Source organism: Bradyrhizobium sp. U531 (genome assembly GCF_051710265.1).
In the GTDB taxonomy this organism is placed as follows: domain Bacteria; phylum Pseudomonadota; class Alphaproteobacteria; order Rhizobiales; family Xanthobacteraceae; genus Bradyrhizobium.
This window is the reverse complement of record NZ_JASVEN010000001.1, coordinates 365626-389844: the sequence shown is the minus strand read 5'-3', so window position 1 is coordinate 389844 and position 24219 is coordinate 365626. Positions and strand designations below refer to the sequence as shown.

Genomic DNA, 24219 nt, shown 5'->3' with positions numbered 1-24219 from the left:
CACATGCCCACACTCGAGCGCATCGACGGCTATGCCGACGAACTCACCGCCATCCGCCGCGACCTTCACGCCCATCCCGAAATCGGCTTCGAGGAAGTGCGCACCTCCGGCATCGTCGCCGACAAGCTGAAGAGCTGGGGCATCGAGGTGCATCGCGGTCTCGGCGGCACCGGCGTGATCGGCGTCATCAAGGGCAAGGGCTCTGGGAGCAAGCGCATCGGCCTCCGCGCCGACATGGACGCGCTGCCGATGGAAGAGAACACCAATCTGAAGTGGAGCTCCAAGATCCCCGGCCGCTTCCACGGCTGCGGCCATGACGGCCACACCACCATGCTGCTGGGCACCGCGCGCTATCTCGCCGAGACCCGGAATTTCGACGGCACCGTGCACCTGATCTTCCAGCCGGCCGAGGAAGGCCTCGGCGGCGCACGTGCCATGATCAAGGACGGGCTGTTCGAGAAGTTTCCCTGCGACGAGCTCTACGGCCTGCACAACGCGCCGGATCTGAACCACGGTGAGATCGCGATCCTGCCCGGCCCGGCGATGGCCAGCGCCGACTTCTTCGACCTGCGCATCACCGGTTATGGCGCGCATGGCGCGATGCCCGAGCGTTCCAAGGACGCAGTGATCATCGCGACCACGCTGGCGCAAGCGATCCAGACCATCGTCAGCCGCAACGTCGAGCCGCTGCAGGCCGCGGTGGTGTCGATCACCCAGATCCATGCCGGCTCCGCCTACAACGTCATTCCCGGCGATGCGCATCTCTGCGGCACCATCCGCACCTTCTCGAAGGAAGTCCGCACCCTCGTCAGCGAACGCATCCGCACCATCTGCGCGGGCATCGCAAGCGCCTATCAGTGCGTGATCGACGTCGACATCCGCGATACTTTCGACGTGCTGGTCAACCAGGTCGAGCAGTCCAAGGTGGTCGAGGACGTCGCGCGCACCATCGTGGACCCCGCCAACGTGATCACCCGCGCCCAGCCCAAGATGGGCAGCGAGGATTTCGCCGACATGCTGCAGACCATTCCCGGCGCCTATTTCTGGGTCGGCCATGACGGCTCGGTGCCCGTGCACAATCCCGGCTTCGTGCTCGACGACAAGATCCTGCCAATCGGCGCCAGCATGTTCGCCCGGATCATCGAGACCCGTATGCCGGTAGGTTAGAAAATGCACAAGAAGAGCCCTGACGAAGCGGTCACCTCGCTGCACGATCTCTCCGCGGTCGATCTGATCGCCGGCTATCGCGCCAAGCAATTCTCGCCGAGCGAGGTGCTGGAGGATTTGCTCACGCATGTCGCTGCGTGGGAGCCGCACCTGAAGGCGCTCTATGCATTCGACCCCGACGGCGCGCGCGAGGCCGCAAAGGCCTCGACCGCGCGCTGGTCCGGCGGCGAGCCGTCCGGCGCGCTCGACGGCGTGCCCGTGACGGTGAAGGACAACATCGCGACCAAGGGCGTACCGGTGCCGCTGGGGGCCGCCAGCGTCAAGCTGGTTCCGGCCGAGAAGGACGCCCCGCCCGCCGCGCGGCTGCGCGAAGCCGGGGCGATCATCTTCGCCAAGACCACCATGCCCGATTACGGCATGCTGTCCTCCGGGCTCTCCTCCTTCCATGCGCTGGCGCGCAATCCGTGGGACCTCTCCAAGAATCCCGGCGGCTCCAGCGCGGGCGCAGGCGCCGCGGCTGCGGCCGGCTATGGCCCCTTGCATCTCGGCACGGATATCGGCGGCTCGGTGCGCCTGCCGGCGGGCTGGTGCGGCCTCGTCGGCCTCAAGCCGAGCTTTGGCCGCGTGCCGATCGATCCCACTTATGTCGGCCGCGTCGCCGGCCCCATGACCCGTACCGTCGACGATTGCGCGCTGATGATGAGCGTGATCGCAAAGCCCGACCGGCGCGACGGCATGAGCCTGCCGGCCGAGCCGCTCAACTGGAAAGGCCCCGAGAAATCACCGCGCAAATTGCGCATCGGCCTGATGCTCGATGCCGGCGTCGGCCTGCCGGCGGAACGAGCCGTCCGCGACGTTGCGGTGAAAGCCGCCAAGGCGTTCGAATCCGCAGGCAGCGTCGTCACCGAGATCGACGGCATTTTGACCCGCGACATGCTCGACGGCCTCGACAATTTCTGGCGGGCGCGGATGTGGGACGATCTGTCCAAGCTGACGCCGGCCGAACAGGCCAAGGTGCTGCCCTACATCTTCAAATGGGGCGTCTCCGGCGCAAAGCTCTCGGGCGTCGACGTGATCCGCGGCTTCAACCAGACCATGGCGATCCGCGCCGCCGCGGCAAAGCTGTTCTGCGAGCTCGACTACGTGATCTCGCCGACCGCGCCGAACGTGAACTATCCGGCGGAGTGGGCCTCGCCGACCAACGATCCGATGCGGCCGTTCGAGCACATCTGCTATACCGTGCCATGGAATATGTCCGAGAACCCCGCGGTCTCCCTCAACGGCGGTTTCGACGACAGCGGCTTTCCCATCGGCGTGCAGATCGTCGGCCGCCGCTTCGACGATATCGGCGTGCTCGGCATGGCCAAGGCCTTCGAGGGCCTGCGCGGCGCGCAGAAGCCCTGGCCGAAGCCGCCTTCACACAAGACGCAGCACTAGCGTCACTGCACAATTCGTCATGCGCGGGCTCGACCCGCGCATCCATCCTCTTTGAAAAGATGGATTGCCGGGTCAAGCCCGGCAATGACAGAATTGGGTCAAGAATCCCACGGAAGGAAACCACCCATGGCGTATGAGACGATCAAATACGAGGTCGCCGAGCAGATCCTCACCATCACGCTGAACCGGCCCGACAAGCTCAACGCCTTCAACGCGCAGATGCAGGCCGAGCTGATCGACGCGTTCGACGCCGCCGACAAGGACGACAACGTCCGCGCCATCATCGTCACCGGCGCAGGGCGCGGCTTTTGCGCCGGCGCCGATCTCTCCTCCGGCGCCGATACGTTCGATCGCGACGCCCGGCGCGGACCCGTGAAGCGCCTCGCCGACGGCAAGGTCGATTACAGCGATCCGCAGGTGCGCGACGGCGGCGGGCAGGTCACCTTGCGCATCTTCAAATGCCTGAAGCCCGTGATCGCCGCGGTGAACGGGCCAGCCGTCGGCATCGGCGTCACCATGCAGCTCGCGATGGACATCCGCATCGCCTCGGATGCCGCGCGGTTCGGCTTCGTGTTCTCCCAGCGCGGCATCGTGCCGGAGGCTGCCTCGAGCTGGTTCCTGCCGCGCATCGTCGGTATCTCGCAGGCGCTGGAATGGTGCTATTCGGGCCGCGTCTTCCCGGCCCAGGAAGCCCTCGCCGGCCGCCTCGTCAGCAAGGTCGTCGCCCCCGATGATCTCTTGCCGACCGCCCGCGCGCTCGCCAAGGAATTTGCCGCCAAGACCGCGCCGGTCTCGGTCGCCCTGATCCGCCAGATGATGTGGCGCATGATGGGCGCGGACGATCCCATGGAAGCCCACAAGGTCGACAGCCGCGGCATCTACGCCCGCGGCCGCTCCGACGACGTGAAGGAAGGCGTGGTGTCGTTCCTGGAGAAGCGTCCCGCGCAATTCAAGAACAAGGTCTCGACCGACATGCCGGACTATTTCCCCTGGTGGTCGGAGCGGGACTACAAGTAACGAGCTGACCCGGTGGCGTAGGCGAAACAGGCCTACGCCGCCTTGATGGCACGAATGAAGGTCTCGACGAACTGGCGCATGTTTTCCGACTGACGCGTCAGTTCCTCGGAAGCATCGAACACTTCGCCGGCAGCGGCGCTGGACTCGCTCGAGCCGACTTTCACGCCCTGGATGCTCTGTGAGATCTCGCCGGTCCCGCGCGCGGCTTCCTGAACGTTGCGGGCGATTTCCCGCGTGGCCGCGTCCTGCTCTACCACCGCGGCGGCGATCGACGAGGTGATCTCGTTGATCTCCTCGATAGTCGCCGTGATGCCATGGATCGCGCTCACGGCCTGTCCGGAGCTGGCCTGGATGGCGGCGACCTGATCGCGAATATCGTCGGTCGCCTTGGACGTCTGCTCGGCGAGGCCTTTCACCTCGCCCGCCACGACGGCGAATCCTCTGCCCGCCTGTCCCGCCCGCGCCGCTTCGATCGCCGCGTTCAACGCCAGCAAATTCGTCTGCCGCGCGATCTCGTTGATCAGCTGGAGCACATCGCCAACCCTCTCCGCCGCCGACGAGAGGCCCTGCACCGTCTCGTTGGTGCGCCGGCCTTCGGCGACGGCCTTTTCCGCGATCTGCGCCGACTGCGTCGCGCGCCGTCCGATCTCGGCGACCGAGCTGGACAATTCCTCGGTGGCCGCGGCGACGGTCTGCATGTTCGCCGACGCAATCTCGGTCACGCCTGCCACGCTCGCGGCCTCGTCGCTGGTCTGGCCGGCGGATCGCCTCATCCCGCCTGCGGTCGCCTCCAGCTGGGACGACGCGGAGATGACGGTCTCGATCACCTCGGTGACGTCGACGTCAAAACGGTCGGAGAGTTCGTCGATGCGCGTCGCGCGCGCGGCGCGCTGCGCAGCCGCCTCGCGTTCTCTCGCGTTGAGCTCGACACTCCGGACCAGGCTTTCCCTGAAGAACTGAACCGCGCACGCCATCGCGCCGATCTCGTCCGCGCGGTCGGTGCCCTCGACCTGCTGGTCGAGCTTGCCGTCGGCAAGATGGGTCATGGTGCCGGCGAGCCGCCCGATCGGCACGGTGATGCCGCGCGCCATGATCGCCGCGGTCGCCATGCTCGTCAGCAGCGCGAGCAGAGCCAACGCGATCACGAGACCAAGGCTCAGAGTGGCGTCGGACTTCTTCTTCACCATCAGGCCGGTGAGCTCCGTCACCAGCCCATCCTCGATCTTCTTCAACAGATCAATCCGAACCGTGGCGGCATCGAACCAGGCCTTGCTGTCGAGCGAGCCAAACTCGCCCGCAAGCCCGCCCCGCTCGACGACTTTGCGCATGCCGTCGAACTGGTCGATCGCGGGGCCCGACAATTCAGAGCCGAACAGATCCCGCGCGTGCGGCGATGCAACGGCGCGGAAGGCGGTAAAGAAGCTGTCCTGCGCAGCCGCAAGGCCAATCGCCCTGACATAGGCCTGCGGTTCGAAACGTCCGGCGGCGATCGCGCCGGCGACAGTCGCACGTTCCAGGCCGGCGCGTTCCTTGGCTTCCACGAGATTGGCGTGGGCGGCAATCGAGCGCGAGATCTCGTCGTCCGTCGCGAGTTTGGAAATTCCTGACGTCACCGTGATCAGGCGTCCCACAATCTCCGTCAGGGCGCCGGTCGCAGCCGCGGGAGCGATCGCCTGGCGATCGATCTGCGCGCGCAGTGACTCAAGACGCCCCAGGCTCTCGATTGCCGCCTGGCTTGCGGAAGTGAGCCGGCCGCTGCCTTCGCGCGCCAGATCTACCAGCGCGCCTAGCGCCGATGCGCGCCCAGCGTTGGTGCGGCCACGCTGCTGCTGGAGTTCGGCCCCCAGCTGCGCGCCCTTGCTGCTCAGAAAGGTCAGGGACAGTCCGCGTTCGCGCTGCAGCTCGTGGACCAGGCCGCTCAACTTGCCGACCCCGTCGACAACCGGCTGCATAGCCACCATTTCCGAGCGCACGGTCCATTTGGCGGAAATATCGTACAGGGCCAGCGCAGCGAGCGTCGCAAGAGGCAGCAGTGCCGCCAGAGCGATGCGATGAATTATTCTTATCTTCCTGAACATCATCCGAGTTCGCGATTGCATGCTCGTGATAGGATCAGACTGGTAAAGAAAACTCCTTATACGCGTGAGAAAAAGATAGGCGGTACCTGCGCACTAAAACGGCAGGGCCGGTCAGTCCATCGTCAGCGCCACACGCCCGATCGCCTTGCGGTCGATCAGGAGCCGCATCGCCTTTGCATAATCCTGCAATGGCAGACGGTGCGAGACGTTGGGGCGCAGCTTGCCCTCCTCTGCCCATTGCAGCAGCGCCTTCAGGCGCACCTCGCCGAGCGCTGGATTTTTGCGGACCGCTTCGCCGGCGCGCACGCCGAGCACGCTGGCGCCCTTGATCAGCAGCAGGTTGGTCCTGGCCGAACCAATGCCGCCGGTGAAGCCGATCACCAGGAGGCGCGCGCCCCAGGCGATGCAGCGCATCGAGTCTTCAAAGACCTGGCCGCCGACGGGATCGAACACGATGTCCGCACCGCGACCATCGGTTATGCGCTTGACGGCATCGCGAAACGGCTCGCGGTCGTAGCGGACGAGATGATCGGCGCCGCGCGATTTGGCAATAGTGAGCTTCTCGTCGCTCGAGGCGGTCGCGATCACCGTCGCGCCCAGCATCTTGCCGATCTCGACGGCCGCCAATCCCGTGCCGCCGCCCGCGCCATGCACCAGCAGCACTTCGCCCGGCTCGACCCTGCCGCGATCGATCAGCGCATGATAGGCCGTGCCATGACCGGCAAGATAAGTCGCAGCCTCCGCGTAGTCGAATGTCGAGGGCTTGGGGGTGAGCTGCGACGGCGTGACGATTGCTTCGTCCGTGAACGCGCCATGGCGCATCTTGACGATGACCTTGTCGCCGACGGCAACACCTTTCGCCTCAGTGCCAAGCTCAGTAACGTCGCCGGCGGCTTCCATGCCGGGCGTGAACGGCAATTCCGGCTTGAGCTGATATTGACCGGCGGCCATCAGCACGTCGGGAAAATTGAGGCCGGCGGCGCGGATCTTGACCCGCACCTCGCCCGGCTTCAGGGCGCGCGAGGGAAACTCTTCCAGCCGCAGGGCTTCGGGTTCGCCGAGCGAGTGGCAGACGACGGCGCGCACCATCAGGCCGCGCTCGCCTTGCTGCGCAGAAGCGCCTCGCGGATCAGCGGCAGACGGTCGTTGCCGAAATACATATCGGTCTTGTTGACGAAGATCGTCGGCGACCCGAAGCCGCCACGGGCGACGACCTCTTCGGTATTGGCCTTGAGCTGGTCCTTGATGCCCTGCTCCGAAATGCCGGCGAAGAACTTCTGCTCGTCGATGCCGACCTTGCTGCAGATCGCGGCGAGCACGGCGTCTTGCGAGATGTCCTTGTCCTCCCCCCAATAGGTCTCGAACACAGCGGTCGCGAATGGCACCACTTCCTTGCCGAGCCAGATGCAACCGCGCATCGCCTTGACGCTGTTCACGGGAAACACCGTCGGCGGCATCTTGATCGCAAGGCCGGCCGAGCGCGCCCAGTCCTGAAGATCCTTCTTCATGTAGCGCGCCTTCAGCGGCACCGGCGTCTCGCGCTGCGCGTAGACGCTCGGATTGACCGTGTTGAAGATGCCGCCGACCAGGATCGGCCGCCAGACGATCTCGGCGCCCAGCTCCTTTGCCAGCGGCTGGATGTTGTGGAAGGCGAGATAAGTCCAGGGGCTGGAGCAGTCGAAGAAGAATTCGATCATGGTGGTTCCTCATGTCTGTCATTCCGGGGCGCGCCTCTTGGGCGCGAACCCGGAATCCATTTCGCCTCTCGTTCCGCGGCCCGATGGATTCCGGGCTCGCGACTTCGTCGCGCCCCGGAATGACGGTGCCTACTTCCGTCCCAGCACTTCCTTAGCCTTCTGCCCGAACATGATCTTGCGTGATTCCTCGTCGAACGGCTCTTTCACGAATTTTCCGATCGCAAGCCCCGCCTGCACCAGCGGCCTGGCGCGGATTTCGGCGTACCAGCGTTTGACGCTCGGATAGTCGTCGAGCGTGAAACCTTGCGCCTTGTGGGTCATGGTCCAGGGGAAACAGGCGATGTCAGCGATGGAATAGTCGCCGGCGACGTAAGCGCCGGTCTTCTTCAGCTGCCGGTCGAGCACGCCGTACAGCCGCGCAGCCTCGTCGCGATAGCGCTCGATCGCGTAAGGGATCTTCTCCGCCGCATAGAGCGCGAAATGGCCGTGCTGGCCGAGCATTGGCCCCAGGCCCGCCATCTGCCACATCACCCACTGGATCGCAGTGGAGCGGCCACGCAGATCGGTCGGCAGAAAGCGGCCGGTCTTTTCCGCCAGATAGATCAGGATCGCGCCGGTCTCGAACGCCGAGAACGGTCCGCCGCCGTCAGCGGGATCATGATCGACGATCGCGGGAATGCGGTTGTTCGGGGAGATCGCCAGGAACTCAGGCGCGAACTGCTCCCCAGCGCGGATGTTGACGGGCTTCACCGTATAGGGAAGCCCGAGCTCCTCCAGCATGATCGAGATTTTCCAGCCGTTCGGCGTCGGCGCGTAATAGAGGTCGATCATGACCTGTTCCTTGAGGCCTTCCCTGGCATTTCCTGTCGCCGCAGCTGGAATAGAGAGCGACTTTCGTTGTTCTGTACCTCGACGTTAAGACATGGCAGGAAGGGGCGCAACACAACCTGCCGGGAGGGCCGCCATGCTGTTTCCAACTACGATCGCCGGCTCCTTGCCGAAGCCGGAATGGCTCGCCGAGCCCAACATGCTCTGGGCACCCTGGAAATCTGAAGGCGACGAGCTGCTGCGTGCCAAGCGCGACTCGACGCTGATCTGGCTGAAGATCCAGGAGGACGCCGGCATCGACATCGTCACCGAAGGCGAGCAGGCCCGTCAGCATTTCGTCCACGGATTCCTCGAAAAGATCGAAGGCATCGATTTCGCCCACAAGGTCGAAATGGGCATCCGCAAAGATCGCTACAAGGCGATGGTGCCGCAGGTGGTCGCCCCGCTCCGCCTGAGGGATCGCGTGCACGCCTTCGAGGCGCGCGTGGCGCGCACGCACACCAAGAAGAAGCTGAAGTTCACCCTGCCCGGTCCGATGACCATCATCGACACCATTGCCGACCGCTATTATGGCGATCGGGTCAAGATGGCGTTTGCCTTCGCCGAGCTGCTCAACGAGGAGGCCAAGGCCTTGCAGGCGGACGGCGTCGATTTCGTTCAGTTCGACGAGCCCGCCTTCAACGTCTACATGGACGAGGTCAACGATTGGGGCATCAAGGCGCTGGAGCGCGCCGCGCAGGGGCTGACCTGCACCACTGCGGTGCACATCTGCTACGGCTACGGCATCAAGGCGAACACCGACTGGAAGGAAACGCTCGGCGCGCAATGGCGGCAGTACGAGCAGATCTTTCCGGCGATCGACGCCAGCCCGATCCAGCAGGTTGCGATCGAGTGCCGCAATTCCAAGGTGCCGCTCGACCTGCTCGCGCTGCTGAAGAACAAGATCGTGCAGGCCGGCGTGATCGATGTCGCCAACGACACCGTGGAAACCGCCGAGGACGTCGTGAAGGTGATCGAGGCGGTGACGAAATTCGTGCCCAAGAGCAACATCATCGCCACCACCAATTGCGGCATGGCCCCGATGCGGCGCGAGATCGCCGAAGCCAAGCTGATGGCACTCGGCGCAGGCGCCGCGCTGGCGCGCGAGAAGCTCGGGTGATGGCGGTGACCTGAAGGCGGCTCTGCTAGTCCAGAGCCGTCGGATGCAGCGCCGGCCGGTATCCGGCGCTCAGCGCCCGCAACGTGGACGGCGGCGTCAGCAGCATGGGGCTTTTCAGCTCGTGCCCGGCGCGGGCATAGCCGGCCGGCGACCATAGCAGCGGCCGGCCGTTCGCGATCAGAAAGCTCTCCTCGCCCTGCTGCAGCATCGCGCCGTCGGGCAATTCTGCGAGCGGCCCCGTCAGCGGATGCAGACGCTTCTTGCCACGATCGAGCCGCTCCCGATGCAGTTCGGCGTCCATCGCTTTCGCGCTCACCTTGCTCGTGCCATTCCCCTTGTCCCAAGCCGCGCGAAAGCGGTTGGCATCGTCGCGGCGGCAGAAGAAGCAGGGTCGGTGTCCCGCGGCAAACGCAGTGGCCTCGTCGAGAAAGAAAAGCTCGGTCCAGCTCCGCCGCGCCATCACCGGCCGCCGCCAGCCGCGAAACTCACAGAGGCAAATGATCCAGGCCGGCGACGACCAGCGCTTCTTTAGCAGCGTCTTCGTCGCGGGATCATGGATGATGCCGCGATTGCCGGTGAACATGCCGCGATGCGGGGTGGCGATGATGTCGCCGGTGGGCAGGACACGGTTTTGCAGGGGCATGGGCCACTATTCCGCTGTCGTCATTCCGGGATGGTCCGAAGGACCAGACCCGGAATCTCGAGATTCCGGGTTCGATGCTTCGCATCGCCCCGGAATGACTCCACCCTCAAGCCGCGCCGTCGCGCAGCGGCGGGTGATAGGACAGCGCGGTGTCCCAGGGAAAGAAGATCCAGGTGTCCTGCGAGACTTCGGTGATGAAGGTATCGACCAGAGGACGCCCCTTCGGCTTGGCGTAGACGGTTGCGAAATGCGCATCGGGCAGCATGTCGCGCACCAGCCTGCCGGTCTTGCCGGTGTCGACGAGGTCGTCGACGATCAACAGGCCCTTGCCGGTGCCGCCGCCGAGCTTCATGGCCTGCTCCGAAATGCCCTTGAGCACCTGAAGCTCGCCCTGCTTGTCGTGGTCGTAGCTCGCGATACAGACCGTGTCGATCACGCGCACGCCAAGCTCGCGCGCCACGATCGCCGCCGGCACCAGGCCGCCGCGGGTGATCGCGATCACCGCGTGGAACGGACCGACCTCGTTGAGCCGCCAGGTCAGCGCCCGGCAATCGCGATGGAACTGGTCCCACGAGACCGGGAAGGCCCGGCCCGCCCGCTCCTGCGCACTCAGTTCCGGTGCTTCACCAGCCATTGTCTTCTCCTGCTTCGCACAGCGCCCGGCGCGCCGGGAGCTTTAGCGGGTGATATTCAACCCCGCCAGCATCTCCTTCACGGCCGCCATCGCAGCCGCCAGCTTCTCCGGATCGCGCGAGCGCACCACCAGATTGGTGTTCGGCTTCTGCTCCTCGTCCATGAAGGGATAGCTGCCGATGATGGTGTCGGGATGGGCGGCGGCGATCGCCCGCAAGGGGCTGCCGATGTCGCCCTCGCGCGCATTGGCGCGGACCGTGTCCGAAAGCATGCGCACGCCGGATTTCAGCTTGGGCGCGACGATGTCCATCATCGCCTGCATGATCGAGGGCACGCCCGCCATGACGATGACATTGCCGATCTTGAAGCCGGGGGCGAGGATGGTCGCGCTCTGGATCAGCTCGGCGCCGTCGGGGATGCGGGCCATGCGCAGGCGGGCCTCGTTGAGGTCCTGCTCGCTCCAGCGCTCGCGGAAGCGGGCGACCACCTCGGGGTGATGGTCGATGCCGACGCCGAACGCCTTGGCGACGCTGTCTGCGGTGATGTCGTCATGGGTCGGCCCGATCCCGCCCGTCGTGAAGACATAGGTGTAGCGATGCCGCAGTGCATCCAAAGCCGCGATGATGTCGGGCTCGTCGTCGGAGACGACCCGGACTTCCTTCAGGTCGATGCCGATATTGGTCAGGTATTCGGCGATGAAGCCGATATTCTTGTCCTTGGTCCGGCCGGACAGGATTTCGTCCCCAATGACCAGAATGCCCGCCGTGACGATCTCGCTCATGCCTTAAGTCCCTCACCTGTGGCGCCGACTTTGCCGGGGTAACGCGTTGAAGTCACGCGGTTTTGCTGCCGAAATAAGCAGTCCTCAGCCATTTTTTCAGGCAGGCCGCCGGCCATCCCCGGCAAACGCTGCCAGTCCATGCTTATCGCGCTGGCCCGGCCCTTGCTACCGCCTACAGAAGTCATGCACTCTCACGGCATGGCCACAGGACGTTGCGGTCTCCAGCGGGGCCGAAACGACCTGACCGATGGCGCAACGCCTGGGGAGACAAGTCGGGATCTATGGCAGTCGCGTTTGATGAAATGAATATTCCCGGCGGGGACCTTCGCCCCGCCTACCAGGAGCTGGCGCGCTGGCTCAAGGAGACCCCTCCCGAGGCGCTCGAATATCGGCGCCAGGAGGCCGAGCTGCTGTTCCGCCGGATCGGCATTACGTTCGCGGTCTACGGCGATTCGGAGTCCACGGAGCGGCTGATCCCCTTCGACGTGATCCCCCGGATCATGTCCGGCAAGGAATGGTCGCTGCTGGAAAAGGGACTGAAGCAGCGCGTCAAGGCGCTGAACATGTTCCTGCGCGACATCTATCACGGCCGCGACATCCTCCGCGCCGAGATCGTGCCCGACGATCTGATCTTCCAGAACCCGGTGTTCCGGCCCGAGATGAACGGCCAGCAGGTGCCGCACGACGTCTACGTGCACATCGCCGGCATCGACATCGTGCGGGTCGATGCCAACGACTTCATCGTGCTCGAGGACAATGCGCGGACGCCGTCCGGCGTGTCCTACATGCTGGAAAACCGCGAGATCATGATGCGGCTGTTTCCGGATCTGTTCGCCCGCCACAGGGTGGCGCCGGTCGAGCGCTATCCGGACGAGCTGCTCTCGGCGCTCCGCTCGGTCGCGCCGCTCAGCGCCTCGGGCGAGCCGACCGTCGCCCTGCTCACCCCCGGCGTCTACAACTCGGCCTATTACGAGCACTCCTTCCTCGCCGACAAGCTGGGCATCGAGCTGGTCGAGGGCCGCGATCTCATCGTCAAGAACAACGAAGTGTTCATGCGGACGACGGAAGGGCTGAAGCGGGTCGACGTGATCTACCGCCGCGTCGATGACGACTTCCTCGATCCCCTCACCTTCCGCCCCGACTCGGTGCTCGGCGTGCCCGGCCTGATGTCGGCCTATGCGGCCGGCAACATCACGCTCGCCAACGCCGTCGGCACCGGGATTGCCGACGACAAGGCGATCTACTCCTACATGCCTGACATCGTGAAATTCTATCTCGGCGAGGAGCCGATCCTGAAGAACGTGCAGACCTGGCGCTGCCGCGAGCCGAAGGATCTCGCCTACGTGCTGGATAATTTGAGCGAGCTGGTCGTCAAGGAAGTGCACGGCTCCGGCGGCTACGGCATGCTGATCGGTCCGGCCGCGACGAAAGCCACGATCGAGGCGTTCCGCGAGAAGCTCAAGCGAGAGCCGGAAGGTTTCATCGCGCAGCCGACGCTGGCGCTTTCGACCTGCCCAACCTGCACGGCATCGGGCCTCGCCCCGCGCCATGTCGATCTCAGGCCCTTCGTGCTCACCGGCAGCAAGCGCACCACCATCGTGCCGGGCGGCCTGACACGTGTCGCGTTGAAGGAGGGCTCCCTGGTCGTGAATTCCAGCCAGGGCGGCGGCACCAAAGACACCTGGATCCTGGACGAGTAGCTCGATGCTGTCGCGTACCGCCGAAAACCTCTACTGGCTCGCCCGCTACGTCGAACGGGCCGAATATCTCGCGCGCACCATCGATGCGACGCTGCGCGTCACCGCGCTTCCCGCCGCCTATATCGGCAAGACCAATGAATGGGACTCGGCGCTGCTCACCGCCGGCGTCGCCGGCAGCTTCTACCAGCAATATGAAGAAGCCAACGAGCACAACGTCGTCCACTTCCTCTCCTTCTCCGTGGACAATCCGTCCTCGATCAGGAACTGCATCGAGGCGGCGCGGCTGAACTCGCGCTCGGTGCGCACCGCGCTGACCAGCGAGATGTGGGACACCATCAACTCGGCCTGGATCGAGTTGCAGGAGGTCTGGAGCAAGGGCACGTCGACCCGCGAGGATCTGGCGAAATTCCTGCGCTTCGTGCAGGAGACCTCGCTGCGCTTCGACGGCTCGGCCTACCGGACCATGCTGCGCAACGACGCCTACTGGTTCTCGCGCCTCGGCCTGCATCTGGAGCGCGCCGACAACACCGCACGCATTCTCGACGTGAAGTATCACGTGCTGCTGCCGGAAGAGGAACATGTCGGCGGCCCGCTCGACTTCTATCAGTGGAGCTCGATCCTGCGTTCGGTCTCGGCGCTGACGGCCTATCACTGGGTCTATCGCGAGACGCTCAAACCCTGGCTGGTCGCGGACCTGCTCATCCTCAACGGCACGCTGCCGCGCTCGCTGGCGAGCTGCTACGACAATCTCGTGCGCAATCTCGACCAGATCGGCGTCGCCTATGGCCGCCAGGGCCCGGCCCAGCGCCACGCCCGCGGCATCCGCAACCGGCTGGAACACAGCAACATGAACGACATCTTCCAGCATGGCGTGCATGAATTCATTCAGGAATTCATCACGGACAATTCCAGGCTGGGCGAAATCATCACGAAGCAGTATTTGATCTGATGCCGTCATTCCGGGGCGCCCGAAGGGCGAACCCGGAATCTCGAGATTCCGGGTTCGATGCTGGCGCATCGCCCCGGAATGACGGCGCGAGAACAACGGTCCACCATGCGCCTGCGAATCCTGCACACCACGACCTATCGCTACGAGCCGCCGGCCACGAGCGTGATCCAGATCCTGCGCATGACACCCGGCAGCCATGACGGGCAATATGTGGCGGAATGGCAGATCGACGTCTCCACCGACACCAAGCTCGACATGCACGAGGACGCGTTCGGCAACGTCACCCATGTGCTGTCCTGCGGGCCGGTCGGCGACATCCAGATCACCGCCGAAGGGCTGATCGAGACCCACGACACCGGCGGCGTGCTGCGCGGCACCGACGAGCGCTTTCCGGCCGGCATGTTCCTGCGCGTCACCGACCTCACCTCCGTCAATCCGGCCATGGCGGCGGTTGCGCGCCAGTTGCGCAGCGAGGCCGAGAGCGACACGCTCGGTTTCCTGCACACGCTGATGGCCGAGATTGCGGATCACATGACCTTCGACGAGGATCCGACCAACAGCGGCACCTCGGCTGCGGAGGCATTCGCGCTCAAGCGCGGCGTCTGCCAGGACTACGCGCACATCTTCATCGCCTGCGCCCGCGCCGGCGGCGTGCCCGCACGCTTCGTCTCCGGCCATTTCCTGCGCGCAGACGGCATGCTGCATCAGGACGCCGGGCACGCCTGGGCGGAAGCCTTCGTGCCCGATCTCGGCTGGGTCGGCTTCGATCCCGCCAACAGCATCTGCGCCACCGACGCCCATGTCCGCGTCGCGATCGGGCTCGACTATCTCGGCGCAGCCCCGGTGCGCGGCACCCGCTATGGCGGCGGCGCGGAAACGCTGACGGTGGCCGTGAAGGTCGACCAGGCCGGCCGCGGCGGGCAGTCGCAATCGCAGTCGCAGCGGCAGAGCTAGGCGCAGCCGCCCGGCGCGCGCGCCGTGCTACACTCGCGGGACCAGACCTGTTCCCGCGAGGTACCCATGGCGACTGTCAAACTGCTTTCGGACGATGAACTCTCCAACGAGGCGCGCGCCGTCTTCGACGATATCCGCAAGGTGCGGAAGTCCGACTTCGTCAACAATTTCTGGCGCGCGCTGGCGCATGATCCGAAGACGCTGCGGCGAACCTGGGAGAGCATCAAGGAGGTGATGGCTCCGGGCGCGCTCGATCCCAAGGTCAAGGAGATGCTCTACGTCGCGGTGTCGATCGCGCATGGCTGCAGCTATTGCATCCATTCGCACACCGCAGCCGCACGGACCAAGGGCATGACCGAGGCCGAATATGGCGAATTGCTCGCCATCGTCGGCATGGCCGCGGAGACCAACCGGCTGGTCACCGCGCTCGGTGTCCCCGTTGATGAGGCGTTTCTGGTCGATGCGGCGGACTGACTGTCATTCCGGGGCGCGCGCAGCGCGAGCCCGGAACGACGGCCGGAATGGGGGTTGGAGCGGCCGGCGAAATTGGCTAGTAATTCCGCGCAAACGCGTTCGGGGACTGGAAATGACCTATTGTTGCGGAATCCTGGTTCGGGACGGTCTGGTGATGATCGCCGACACCCGCACCAATGCGGGCCTCGACAATGTCTCGACCTTCCGCAAGCTGCACATCTTCTCCAAGCCCGGCGATCGCATCATGGCGATCGCCAGCGCCGGCAACCTCGCCATCAGCCAGTCGGTGCTCTCCACGCTGACCGAAGGCCTGGAAGACCCCAACACGGGCGAGGTCGAGACGCTGATGAATGCGCCGACCATGTTCCAGGCGGCCCAGCGCATCGGCCGGGCCATCCGCGCGGTGCACGCCACCGAAGGTCCGGCGCTGAGATCCGAGGACGTCTCGTTCGACGTCTCCTTCCTGTTCGGCGGCCAGATCAAGGGCGCGCGCATGCGCCTGTTCATGGTCTACACCGCCGGCAATTTCATCGAGTGCACCACCGACACGCCCTATTTGCAGATCGGCGAGCACAAATACGGCAAGCCGGTGCTCGACCGCGCCATGCATTACGACGTCGAGCTCTATGAAGCGCTGAAGACCGGCCTGATCTCGATGGATTCGACCATGCGCTCGAACCTCGGCGTCGGCCTGCCGATCGACGTGCTGGTGGTGCGCGCCGACGCCTGCGAGGCCGACCTCAACCACCGCATCGAGGCGGGCGAGCCCTATTTCCACGATCTGCGCTCGCGCTGGTCGGCGGCGCTGCGCGCGGCCCATCAGAACATTCCGCGGCCGCCCTACAAGAACGAAAAAGAACCCAAAACCTGACAGCATGAGAAAAGGCAGGAAACAATGAGCGAAGCAAAGAAGATCGCAGTGGTGACGGGCGCCGGCACCGGCGTCGGGCGCGCCGCGTCGCTGGCGTTGATGAATACCGGCTTCACCGTGGTGCTGGTCGGGCGCCGCATGGAGATGCTCGAGGAGACCGCAAAGCTCGGTCCCGCCGGAAAGAGCCTCTGCGTCACCGCCGACATGACCAAGCCGGATTCCATCGCCGCATTGTTCGACAAGGTGAAGGCGACCTATGGCCGCCTCGACGTGCTCTTCAACAATGCCGGCATGGGCGCGCCCGCCATCCCCTTCGAGGACCTCAGCCTCGAGCAGTGGCAGGCGGTAGTGAACACCAATCTCACCGGCCCGTTCCTGTGCACCCAGCACGCCTTCCGCATCATGAAGGACCAGAGCCCGCGCGGTGGCCGCATCATCAACAACGGCTCGATCTCGGCGCATGCGCCGCGGCCGCTGTCGGCGCCCTACACCTCGACCAAGCACGCCATCACCGGCCTGACCAAGGCCTCAAATCTCGACGGCCGCGCCTACGACATCGCGGTCGGCCAGGTCGACATCGGCAATGCCGCCACCCCGATGACCGATCGCATGGTCAACGGCCCCGGTGTGCTGCAGCCGGACGGCACGTCGAAGCAGGAGCCGCGCATGGACGCGAAGGCGGTCGGCGATGCCGTCTCCTACATGGCCGGCCTGCCGCTCGATGCCAACGTACTGACCATGACGGTGATGGCGACGAAGATGCCGTTCGTCGGACGGGGCTAGAACCAAAATTGCGAAAACAACCCCATGCACAGTAGGGATGTCATTGATTTCCCTGTGCTCTGTCCACGTCCGTGCCCCGGACGCAGCGCGGCATGAAATGACGCGCTGCTGAGCCGGGGCCCACGCCGCCCCTACTCGCGTTCTTGGCCTTCTGGGTCCCGGCTCTGCGCCGCAACGCTAATGCGTTGCGGCTTGTCCGGGACACGAGACCGCCCCCTACTCCAGGCTCTCCACTTTGCGCAGGCTCGGGAACAGCTTCATCCAGAGCACCGCCACTGCAACGGTCGCGACGCCGCCGAGCACGGCGGCGGGCATTGTGCCGAACAGGGCCGCCGCCACACCGCTCTCGAACTGTCCGAGCTGGTTGGAGGCGTTGATGAACAGGAAGTTCACCGCGCCGACGCGGCCGCGCATCTCGTCGGGGGTCGAGAGCTGCACCAGCGAGAAGCGGATCACGACGCTGATCGTGTCGGCCGCACCGAGGATCGCGAGCGAGAGCACCGACAGCCACATCCACTGCGACAGTGCAAACACGATCGTCGCGACACCGAACACGATCACCGCCTGGAACATCCGCAGGCCCACATGGCGCGAGATGGCGTGGCGCGCCAGCACCATCGTCATCAGCAGCGCGCCGACCGCGGGAGCCGCGCGCAGCACGCCGAGCCCCACGGGACCGGTCTGCAGAATGTCGCGGGCGTAGATCGGCAGCAGCGCCGTGACGCCGCCGAACAGCACAGCGAACAGGTCGAGCGAGATGGTGCCGAGGATGGCCGGATTGCTGCGGATGAAGCGAACGCCGGCAAAGATGTTGTCCGCGTCGGTCCCCTCCGCAGCAACCGCCTGCGGGCGCGGCCGAATGAAGCCGGTCAGGATCATCCCGAAAATCCAGAACAGCAGCATCACGGAATAGGGCAGATGCGGTGCGATCGCGTAGGCGAAGCCGCCGAGCGCGGGACCGGCGATAGTCGCGACCTGTCCCGCCCCGCTCGCCACCGCGGTCGCGCGCTGGAGCGATCCCTGCGGCGCGATCAGCGGCAGCAGCGCCGCCGTGGTCGGGCTCTCGAACGCACCGGCGATGCCGAGCACGAAGGTCGCGATGAAGATCTGCACTTCGCTGACCGCGCCGACATAGGTGATGACGGCGAGATAGAGCGCGGTCGCCGCTTCCACGAGCTGGCAGAGCTGAACCACGCGCTTGCGCTCGAAGCGGTCGGCAGCGTGACCGGCGACGAACACGAGCAGCGCGGTGGGCAGAAACTGGATGAGGCCGACCATGCCGAGGTCGAAGGCCGAGCCTGTGAGATCGTAGATCTGCCAGCCGATCGCGACCGCCGCGATCTGGCTGGAGAAGCGCGACAGGCTGCGCGAGAGCACGAAGAGCAGGAAGGCGCGATGGGTGAGAAGCTCGCCGGCAGTCACCGGCGGATTTACGGCTATCGGCTGCTCTGGCATCGCCTCTTGGGTCACCCCTGGCACTTCGCTCCCTTGGACGAGCCTCGCGTGACTGACGGGGACCTTCTTGTCAACTCCGGGTGGCGCCGGCGGCCTTCCGGCATTGCCTTTGCAGCGTGGACGCGGCCATAATCATTGAGGGTTTGGGGACATCATGCTGCGCTTGCAATCGGCACTCGGCATTTTCGCATTGCTGTTGATCGCCTTCGCGCTGGCGGAGAATCGGCGCGCCGTGTCGTTGCGACAGGCGGCGGTCGGCCTTCTCGTCACCCTGGTCACCGCGATCGTGCTCGTGAAGCTGCCGGTCGTCGCGCACGCCTTCGGCGCCATCAACGACGCGGTCGGTGCGATCTCGGCGGCCTCGCGCGCCGGAAGCGCCTTCGTGTTCGGCTATGTCGGCGGCGGCACCCTGCCCTTCGACCTCAGGGTGCCTGGCGCCGATTTCATCCTGGCGTTCCAGGCGCTGCCGATCGTGCTTGTGATGAGCGTGCTGACGACGCTGTTGTTCTACTGGCGCGTGCTTCCGCCTGTTGTCCGCGGCATGGCCTGGCTGCTGGAGCGGACGCTCGGCGTCGGCGGCGCGGTGGGCCTGTCGACCGCCGCCAACATCTTCCTCGGCATGGTCGAGGCGCCGCTGTTCGTGCGACCCTATCTGACACAGATGACTCGCAGCGAATTATTCCTGGTGATGACCGGCGGCATGGCGGGAATCGCCGGCACGGTGCTGGTGCTCTATGCGACGCTCCTTGCGCCCCTCATCCCCGATGCAGCCGCGCATTTCGTGATCGCATCCGTGCTGGGCGCACCGGCCGCGATCCTCGTCAGCCTGATCATGGTGCCCGAGACCTCCGACAAGCGCACCGGCGGCGCGCTGGAGGATCCCCGGTTCGCCGGCGATCCCGAGATGGAGGTCTCCGGCACGATGGACGCGATCGTGAAGGGCACGCGTGCCGGGATCGAGCTGCTGATCAACATCGTCGCGATGCTTCTGGTGCTGGTGGCGCTGGTCCATCTCGTCAACGCCATTCTCGGCCTGCTGCCGAACATCGGCGGCGCCGCGATCTCGCTGCAGCGGCTGCTCGGCCTGATGATGGCGCCGGTGTGCTGGCTGATGGGACTGCCGTGGGACCAGGCCGTCACCGCCGGCAGCCTGATGGGCACCAAGACGGTGCTCAACGAATTGATCGCCTATGTCGATTTCTCGAAGCTGCCGGAAGGTGCACTCGATCCGCGCTCGCGCCTGATCATGCTCTACGCGATGTGCGGCTTCGCCAACTTCGCCAGCCTCGGCATCATGATCGGCGGCCTCGGGGTAATGGCGCCGGAGCGGCGCGAGGAGATCAACACGCTTGGGCTGAAGTCGATCGTATCGGGGACGCTGACGACGTGCTTGATGGGCGCGGTGGTGGGGGTGTTGATGTAGGTCTCTCCGCCGTCATTGCGAGCGCAGCGAAGCAATCCAGGAATGTCTCTGCGGAAGCAGTCTGAATTGCTTCGCTGCGCTCGCAATGACGTGGAGAGATGTGTGCGCTCTTCTAACAGCGCCCTACGCCTTCAGCTCCACCGTCTTGAACTCCGCCGGCAGGATCACCTCCAGCAGTTCGACGTCGTCGGAATAATCCAGGATCATGTGCTTGATCTTCGGCGGCTGGGTCCAGGCGCTGCCTTCTTTCATCAAGGTCTCGCCCTGCCCGTCCATATAGGTCTTCACCCAACCCTTGAGCACGTAGACCATCTGGAATTCGACGTTGTGAAAGTGCAGCTTGGAGACCTCCGCCGGATCGCAAGGGCCCTGCAGGCGGATCACATGCGCTTGCGCAAGACCATGGGTCGCGTCGGCGATGCCGAGGTCGCGGTACTTGGCGTAGGCGCGCAGGCCGTCGGCCTTGAAGTCTTCCTCGCGGTGATGGCTGATCGCGATGCGCTGCCTCGCCCGGGCGGGCTTTTTCGGAAGCGCGATGGGCGCCTTCGCCTTCACCGCCTTGCGGGCCGGCGAGCGCGCCGCAGCCTTGACGCCGCTGCGCTTCTTCACCGCGGTCTTCGTGGCGGGTCTTGATGCCTTTTGCTTGGCCATTGTCTGCCTCCCTGATCTCTGCCGCGCCCGCCGGACGGGTGCGGCCCGGGTGCAGACTAGCCAGTCCTGGACGAGGCAGCAATTGCGGTCGTAGCTTGTCCGAAGCTGTCGTCGCGAATGGCCCTCGTCTCGTATTCGTTTCCCCGCTGAATTAATCTTGCCCTCGAGATTCTGGGGGACTTGATTCATGGGCGGCAGCGTAGGTCAGCGTGCATTTCAAAATGCCCGGCTTCAGAAGCGACAGAAGGCCGAAGTGCTGCCAATGCTCGGGCACGCTCTGCAGCTGCACAAGATGGGCCTCCTGCCGGAGGCGAAGGCCGCCTATCGCCAGCTCCTGCAGCTCGCGCCAAGCCAGGTCATCGCGCTGCACATGCTCGGCATTCTGGAGTCCGATGCCAAGAATTATGAATTGGCCGAGAGCCTGCTGAGCCGGGCGGTTGCAGCCGACCCGCGATCTGCCGATGCTCACATGAGCCTTGGCGTCGCCCTCAACGGCTTGCGTCGTCACAACGAGGCCTGCGCGAGCTACCGAAAGTCCCTCGCCTTGCGGCCCAACCATGCCGTCACGCTCTCCAATCTCGGGAATGCGAGCGTGGCCCTCGATCTTCACGAGGACGCGCTACGCAGCTACGACAAGGCGCTTGCGCTCGACCCGAACCTTGCCGAAGCCCATAACGGCCGGGGTTGGGCGCTCTGCCGCCATCGCAGCTATGACGAGGCCGTCACGAGCCTGAACCGCGCGTTGTCGATCCAGCCCAATTATGCGGCAGCGCTCGCAAACCGCGCCACCGCCTTGCGAGAGCTTCAGCGATTTGACGAAGCCCTCGCAGACAGCAATCGGGCCATCGTGCTCGCCCCCGACGACGCGAACGGGTGGCTCGCACGCGCCGGCATCCTGCTGCAGATTCAGCAAATCGCTCAGGCCTCCCACGATTGCGAGCAGGCCCTCGCGATCGATCCCGGTTCCATTCAAGCTCACATGATGCTGGGCCTTTGCCTTGCCGGACTTGGCCGGGTCGACGAAGCCCTCGCCAGTTTCGACCGGGCGCTCGATATCCAGCCTGACCTGCAGAGCGCGATCTCCAACAAGATATTCACGCTCGACTTTGCGGGGGACGCCAGCGTCGAACGGCATCAGCAGGCGCGACAGGTCTGGTGGGAGCGTGTCGGCGCGAAGATCGCATCGGGCGCGGCGCGACCGCATGACAACGACCGCGATCCGGATCGCCGCCTGGTGCTCGGCTATGTCTCGTCGGATTTCAACGCGCACTCGGCCGCGTTGATTTTCAAGCCGGTCCTTCAGCATCATGACCGGACACGGTTCGAGATCGTGTGCTACGCCTGCTCGACGAAAGTGGATGCGACGACCGGCGAGTTTCGCGAGATCGCCGATCGGTGGCGCGATGCCTCGCAATGGACCGAAGATCGCCTCACCGACGAGATCCGCGCCGACGGCATCGACATCCTGATCGATCTGTCCGGCCATACCCGCGGCAACCGCCTCGGCGTGTTTGCGCGCAAGCCGGCGCCGATCCAGGTCCACGGCTGGGGCCACGGCACGGGCACCGGGCTGCCGACCATCGATTATCTGATGTCGGATCCGGTCGCGATTCCTCACGACGTCCGGCATCTGTTTGCGGAGACCGTTGTCGACCTGCCATGCTTCGTGACGCTGGCGCCGCTGCCGGACGGGATTGCGCGGGCGCCGACGCCCGCGATCTCAAACGGCTTCGTCACCTTCGGCGTCTTCAACCGCATCAGCAAGATTTCGGACGAGGCCGCGGAAGTCTGGTCCGGGATCCTCGACCGGGTGCCGGGCTCGCGGCTGCTGATCAAGGATGTCGCGCTGGACGACCCGATGGTCCGCGAGAATCTGCTGGCGAGGTTCGAGGCGTGCGGATTGCACGCCGACCGCGTCGATCTGCTCGGCGCCACCTCGCGAAGCGAACATCTGGCAGCGTTCAATCGCGTCGACATCTGCCTCGACCCGTTCCCGCAGAATGGCGGCGTCAGCACATGGGAAGCCCTGCAGATGGGCGTGCCGGTGGTCGCGAAGCTCGGCACCAGCCTGCCGAGCCGTGCCGCCGGCTCCATCCTCACGGCGCTGGGCCTGCCGGAGTGGGTCACCGAAAGCCGCGAAGCCTATATCGACATCGCAACAAGCCGAGGCTTAGAGATCGACAAGCTCGACAAGCTGCGCCGCGAGCTGCCCGACAGGATCCGGGCCACAGCCGCCAGCAACCCCGTCTCATACGGGCAAGCGGTGGACGAGGCCTATCGTGCGATGTGGCAGCGCTATTGCAGCAGCGGCGGCTGATTGCCTCTCAGGCGATCACGCGATAGCGCGTTCGCTCGGCGCAACTTCAACGAGGACGGCGTAGGGTAGGCAAAGCGACTTGTCCGCCGAAGCTCAAAGAGCGAAGGCGGAAGCGTGCCCACGACCTCTTTCAATCGGGGGCAGATGGTGGGCACGGCGCGCGAAGAGCGCGCCTCTGCCCACCCTACGAGACCGGTGCTTGCTTCAATGCAGCCGGAACACGCCGTCGATGGCGCGCAGCTCGGCCGGCTTGATCAGCTTGGAGTGGGCCACGGTGACGGAATGGAGCGGACCATCCAGCTTCTCCTGCCAGAACTCCAGGAAGTCCTTCAGCGCGGGGAATTTCGGAAACATATCGTAGTTCTGCCAGACGTAGGTCTGTAGCAGCGAGGGATGATCCGGCATCCGATAAAGGATCTGCGCCGTCGTCAGCCCGTAACCCAGCATCTGTTTCCGGAAGTCCTCGGAAACGCCCCCACTCCGCAAGCCCATGCCAACCTCCTTTTCAGGAGCGCATTGAGGGGGTGGCTTGATCGGTGCCCCGGGGAGCCACCCCGAAACGATGCGCTCACATGCGAGAAATGTGACGCAAACTGACAATCCATCTCAAGCCCAAAAGTTTAACAAGCTGTTGAAATTCAATGCTTTAGCAGCAGACACGACGCCGTGCTAATACGGTCATGAAGATGGGTTAACGATGGTAAAGAGATTTTGGCACCCCGGCCTTAAGAGTGCCGATTTTTCTGCTAGAAGCCCTTGCCCCCGCAAATTTCCTGTCCTATTTCAGCTTCGCCGGCGCTAGCACTCGCGGGCGCCGATTGCTAACACTTGAAAAACTCCATCCCGTGCAATTGCTTAGGAGGACTGCATGAAATTCCGTCCGCTTCACGACCGCGTCGTGGTCAAGCGCATCGACGCAGAAGAGAAGACCGCAGGCGGCATCATCATTCCCGACACTGCCAAGGAAAAGCCCTCCCAGGGCGAAGTCGTCGCCGTTGGCCCGGGTGGCCGCGACGAAGCCGGCAAGCTGATCCCGATCGACCTGAAGGTCGGCGACCGCGTGCTGTTCGGCAAGTGGTCCGGGACCGAGGTCAAGATCGACAATGTCGACCTGCTGATCATGAAGGAAAGCGACATCATGGGCGTCCTCGACGTCCCCGCTTCCAAGAAGAAGGCGGCCTAAGAGCCCCTCTCTCCCTCCA

General features: G+C 64.9%; 23 protein-coding genes. 13 read left to right on the top strand and 10 right to left on the bottom strand.

Annotated elements, in window-relative coordinates; all coding sequences use genetic code 11:
- The first annotated feature begins 3 nt into the window (after positions 1–3).
- The 3 genes from QRQ56_RS01875 (at position 4) to QRQ56_RS01865 (ending at position 3621) form a co-directional block, all read left to right on the top strand.
- Positions 4–1167, top strand: coding sequence for a M20 aminoacylase family protein (locus tag QRQ56_RS01875; RefSeq protein WP_438737233.1), 1164 nt, complete (start codon positions 4–6; stop codon positions 1165–1167).
- Between the two features lie 3 nt (positions 1168–1170).
- Positions 1171–2604, top strand: a complete 1434-nt coding sequence (locus QRQ56_RS01870; RefSeq protein WP_438737231.1) for an amidase — start codon at positions 1171–1173, stop codon at positions 2602–2604.
- 126 nt (positions 2605–2730) lie between these two features.
- The gene (locus QRQ56_RS01865; RefSeq protein WP_438737230.1) at positions 2731–3621 is read left to right on the top strand and encodes a crotonase/enoyl-CoA hydratase family protein; all 891 of its coding nucleotides are present in this window, start codon (positions 2731–2733) and stop codon (positions 3619–3621) included.
- A gap of 32 nt (positions 3622–3653) precedes the next feature.
- Here QRQ56_RS01865 and QRQ56_RS01860 read toward each other — a convergent pair whose 3' ends face one another.
- From QRQ56_RS01860 to QRQ56_RS01845, 4 genes are all read right to left on the bottom strand, one after another.
- Complete coding sequence (locus QRQ56_RS01860) at positions 3654–5702, bottom strand: methyl-accepting chemotaxis protein (RefSeq protein ID WP_438737228.1); 2049 nt, start codon at positions 5700–5702, stop codon at positions 3654–3656.
- A gap of 108 nt (positions 5703–5810) precedes the next feature.
- Complete coding sequence (locus tag QRQ56_RS01855; protein WP_438737226.1) at positions 5811–6788, bottom strand: NADPH:quinone oxidoreductase family protein; 978 nt, start codon at positions 6786–6788, stop codon at positions 5811–5813.
- Positions 6788–7396 carry a 2-hydroxychromene-2-carboxylate isomerase gene (locus QRQ56_RS01850; RefSeq protein ID WP_438737224.1) on the bottom strand — a complete coding sequence of 203 codons (609 nt, stop codon included), beginning with the start codon at positions 7394–7396 and terminating at the stop codon, positions 6788–6790. Before QRQ56_RS01850 ends, QRQ56_RS01855 begins: the two co-directional genes overlap by 1 nt.
- 129 nt (positions 7397–7525) lie before the next feature.
- Positions 7526–8227 (bottom strand): glutathione S-transferase N-terminal domain-containing protein, encoded by a 702-nt coding sequence (locus QRQ56_RS01845; RefSeq protein ID WP_438737222.1) that lies wholly within the window; start codon positions 8225–8227, stop codon positions 7526–7528.
- Between the two features lie 133 nt (positions 8228–8360).
- On the opposite strand from QRQ56_RS01845, the gene QRQ56_RS01840 reads away from it, so the two are divergent.
- Positions 8361–9383, top strand: a complete 1023-nt coding sequence (locus QRQ56_RS01840; RefSeq protein WP_438737221.1) for a methionine synthase — start codon at positions 8361–8363, stop codon at positions 9381–9383.
- A gap of 25 nt (positions 9384–9408) precedes the next feature.
- Here QRQ56_RS01840 and QRQ56_RS01835 read toward each other — a convergent pair whose 3' ends face one another.
- The 3 genes from QRQ56_RS01835 to QRQ56_RS01825 form a co-directional block, all read right to left on the bottom strand.
- The gene (locus QRQ56_RS01835; protein WP_438737219.1) at positions 9409–10026 is read right to left on the bottom strand and encodes a hypothetical protein; all 618 of its coding nucleotides are present in this window, start codon (positions 10024–10026) and stop codon (positions 9409–9411) included.
- 106 nt (positions 10027–10132) lie between these two features.
- Complete coding sequence (gpt, locus tag QRQ56_RS01830) at positions 10133–10660, bottom strand: xanthine phosphoribosyltransferase (RefSeq protein WP_438737217.1); 528 nt, start codon at positions 10658–10660, stop codon at positions 10133–10135.
- 42 nt (positions 10661–10702) lie between these two features.
- The gene (locus tag QRQ56_RS01825) at positions 10703–11440 is read right to left on the bottom strand and encodes a competence/damage-inducible protein A (protein ID WP_438737215.1); all 738 of its coding nucleotides are present in this window, start codon (positions 11438–11440) and stop codon (positions 10703–10705) included.
- Positions 11441–11721: 281 nt separating this feature from the next.
- Between QRQ56_RS01825 and QRQ56_RS01820 the strand changes: the two genes are divergently transcribed.
- The 6 genes from QRQ56_RS01820 to QRQ56_RS01795 all read left to right on the top strand — a co-directional run bounded on the left by QRQ56_RS01820 (position 11722) and on the right by QRQ56_RS01795 (position 17171).
- Positions 11722–13140 (top strand): circularly permuted type 2 ATP-grasp protein, encoded by a 1419-nt coding sequence (locus QRQ56_RS01820; RefSeq protein WP_438737213.1) that lies wholly within the window; start codon positions 11722–11724, stop codon positions 13138–13140.
- 4 nt (positions 13141–13144) lie between these two features.
- Positions 13145–14089: an alpha-E domain-containing protein gene (locus QRQ56_RS01815; RefSeq protein ID WP_438737211.1), complete on the top strand. Its 945-nt coding sequence runs from the start codon at positions 13145–13147 to the stop codon at positions 14087–14089.
- Between the two features lie 105 nt (positions 14090–14194).
- Positions 14195–15043: a transglutaminase family protein gene (locus QRQ56_RS01810; protein ID WP_438737209.1), complete on the top strand. Its 849-nt coding sequence runs from the start codon at positions 14195–14197 to the stop codon at positions 15041–15043.
- Positions 15044–15109: 66 nt separating this feature from the next.
- Positions 15110–15517: a carboxymuconolactone decarboxylase family protein gene (locus QRQ56_RS01805; RefSeq protein WP_438737208.1), complete on the top strand. Its 408-nt coding sequence runs from the start codon at positions 15110–15112 to the stop codon at positions 15515–15517.
- Positions 15518–15629: 112 nt separating this feature from the next.
- Complete coding sequence (locus tag QRQ56_RS01800; protein ID WP_438737206.1) at positions 15630–16388, top strand: peptidase; 759 nt, start codon at positions 15630–15632, stop codon at positions 16386–16388.
- A gap of 24 nt (positions 16389–16412) precedes the next feature.
- On the top strand, positions 16413–17171 hold the full coding sequence (locus QRQ56_RS01795; RefSeq protein ID WP_438737204.1) for an SDR family oxidoreductase: 759 nt from the start codon (positions 16413–16415) through the stop codon (positions 17169–17171).
- Between the two features lie 216 nt (positions 17172–17387).
- On the opposite strand, the gene QRQ56_RS01790 is transcribed toward QRQ56_RS01795, so the two are convergent.
- Positions 17388–18626, bottom strand: coding sequence for an MFS transporter (locus QRQ56_RS01790; RefSeq protein WP_438737203.1), 1239 nt, complete (start codon positions 18624–18626; stop codon positions 17388–17390).
- A 154-nt stretch (positions 18627–18780) separates the two neighbouring features.
- Between QRQ56_RS01790 and QRQ56_RS01785 the strand changes: the two genes are divergently transcribed.
- Positions 18781–20049 carry a NupC/NupG family nucleoside CNT transporter gene (locus QRQ56_RS01785; RefSeq protein WP_438737201.1) on the top strand — a complete coding sequence of 423 codons (1269 nt, stop codon included), beginning with the start codon at positions 18781–18783 and terminating at the stop codon, positions 20047–20049.
- 123 nt (positions 20050–20172) lie between these two features.
- Here QRQ56_RS01785 and QRQ56_RS01780 read toward each other — a convergent pair whose 3' ends face one another.
- The gene (locus QRQ56_RS01780) at positions 20173–20700 is read right to left on the bottom strand and encodes a cupin domain-containing protein (protein WP_438737199.1); all 528 of its coding nucleotides are present in this window, start codon (positions 20698–20700) and stop codon (positions 20173–20175) included.
- Between the two features lie 187 nt (positions 20701–20887).
- Between QRQ56_RS01780 and QRQ56_RS01775 the strand changes: the two genes are divergently transcribed.
- The gene (locus tag QRQ56_RS01775; RefSeq protein ID WP_438737197.1) at positions 20888–23017 is read left to right on the top strand and encodes an O-linked N-acetylglucosamine transferase family protein; all 2130 of its coding nucleotides are present in this window, start codon (positions 20888–20890) and stop codon (positions 23015–23017) included.
- 204 nt (positions 23018–23221) lie between these two features.
- Here QRQ56_RS01775 and QRQ56_RS01770 read toward each other — a convergent pair whose 3' ends face one another.
- Positions 23222–23509 (bottom strand): usg protein, encoded by a 288-nt coding sequence (locus tag QRQ56_RS01770; RefSeq protein ID WP_438737195.1) that lies wholly within the window; start codon positions 23507–23509, stop codon positions 23222–23224.
- 376 nt (positions 23510–23885) lie between these two features.
- Here QRQ56_RS01770 and QRQ56_RS01765 point away from each other — a divergent pair, with 376 nt between their 5' ends.
- A complete protein-coding gene (locus QRQ56_RS01765; protein ID WP_008139213.1) occupies positions 23886–24200 on the top strand; it encodes a co-chaperone GroES in 315 nt (104 codons plus the stop codon).
- The last annotated feature ends 19 nt before the right edge of the window (positions 24201–24219 follow it).

Coding starts and splice junctions, on each gene's coding strand:
- QRQ56_RS01875 (WP_438737233.1), top strand. CDS start 4: ATGCCCACACTCGAGCGCATCGACGGCTATGCCGACGAACTCACCGCC.
- QRQ56_RS01870 (WP_438737231.1), top strand. CDS start 1,171: ATGCACAAGAAGAGCCCTGACGAAGCGGTCACCTCGCTGCACGATCTC.
- QRQ56_RS01865 (WP_438737230.1), top strand. CDS start 2,731: ATGGCGTATGAGACGATCAAATACGAGGTCGCCGAGCAGATCCTCACC.
- QRQ56_RS01860 (WP_438737228.1), bottom strand. CDS start 5,702: ATGATGTTCAGGAAGATAAGAATAATTCATCGCATCGCTCTGGCGGCA.
- QRQ56_RS01855 (WP_438737226.1), bottom strand. CDS start 6,788: ATGGTGCGCGCCGTCGTCTGCCACTCGCTCGGCGAACCCGAAGCCCTG.
- QRQ56_RS01850 (WP_438737224.1), bottom strand. CDS start 7,396: ATGATCGAATTCTTCTTCGACTGCTCCAGCCCCTGGACTTATCTCGCC.
- QRQ56_RS01845 (WP_438737222.1), bottom strand. CDS start 8,227: ATGATCGACCTCTATTACGCGCCGACGCCGAACGGCTGGAAAATCTCG.
- QRQ56_RS01840 (WP_438737221.1), top strand. CDS start 8,361: ATGCTGTTTCCAACTACGATCGCCGGCTCCTTGCCGAAGCCGGAATGG.
- QRQ56_RS01835 (WP_438737219.1), bottom strand. CDS start 10,026: ATGCCCCTGCAAAACCGTGTCCTGCCCACCGGCGACATCATCGCCACC.
- gpt (WP_438737217.1), bottom strand. CDS start 10,660: ATGGCTGGTGAAGCACCGGAACTGAGTGCGCAGGAGCGGGCGGGCCGG.
- QRQ56_RS01825 (WP_438737215.1), bottom strand. CDS start 11,440: ATGAGCGAGATCGTCACGGCGGGCATTCTGGTCATTGGGGACGAAATC.
- QRQ56_RS01820 (WP_438737213.1), top strand. CDS start 11,722: ATGGCAGTCGCGTTTGATGAAATGAATATTCCCGGCGGGGACCTTCGC.
- QRQ56_RS01815 (WP_438737211.1), top strand. CDS start 13,145: ATGCTGTCGCGTACCGCCGAAAACCTCTACTGGCTCGCCCGCTACGTC.
- QRQ56_RS01810 (WP_438737209.1), top strand. CDS start 14,195: ATGCGCCTGCGAATCCTGCACACCACGACCTATCGCTACGAGCCGCCG.
- QRQ56_RS01805 (WP_438737208.1), top strand. CDS start 15,110: ATGGCGACTGTCAAACTGCTTTCGGACGATGAACTCTCCAACGAGGCG.
- QRQ56_RS01800 (WP_438737206.1), top strand. CDS start 15,630: ATGACCTATTGTTGCGGAATCCTGGTTCGGGACGGTCTGGTGATGATC.
- QRQ56_RS01795 (WP_438737204.1), top strand. CDS start 16,413: ATGAGCGAAGCAAAGAAGATCGCAGTGGTGACGGGCGCCGGCACCGGC.
- QRQ56_RS01790 (WP_438737203.1), bottom strand. CDS start 18,626: ATGCCAGAGCAGCCGATAGCCGTAAATCCGCCGGTGACTGCCGGCGAG.
- QRQ56_RS01785 (WP_438737201.1), top strand. CDS start 18,781: ATGCTGCGCTTGCAATCGGCACTCGGCATTTTCGCATTGCTGTTGATC.
- QRQ56_RS01780 (WP_438737199.1), bottom strand. CDS start 20,700: ATGGCCAAGCAAAAGGCATCAAGACCCGCCACGAAGACCGCGGTGAAG.
- QRQ56_RS01775 (WP_438737197.1), top strand. CDS start 20,888: ATGGGCGGCAGCGTAGGTCAGCGTGCATTTCAAAATGCCCGGCTTCAG.
- QRQ56_RS01770 (WP_438737195.1), bottom strand. CDS start 23,509: ATGGGCTTGCGGAGTGGGGGCGTTTCCGAGGACTTCCGGAAACAGATG.
- QRQ56_RS01765 (WP_008139213.1), top strand. CDS start 23,886: ATGAAATTCCGTCCGCTTCACGACCGCGTCGTGGTCAAGCGCATCGAC.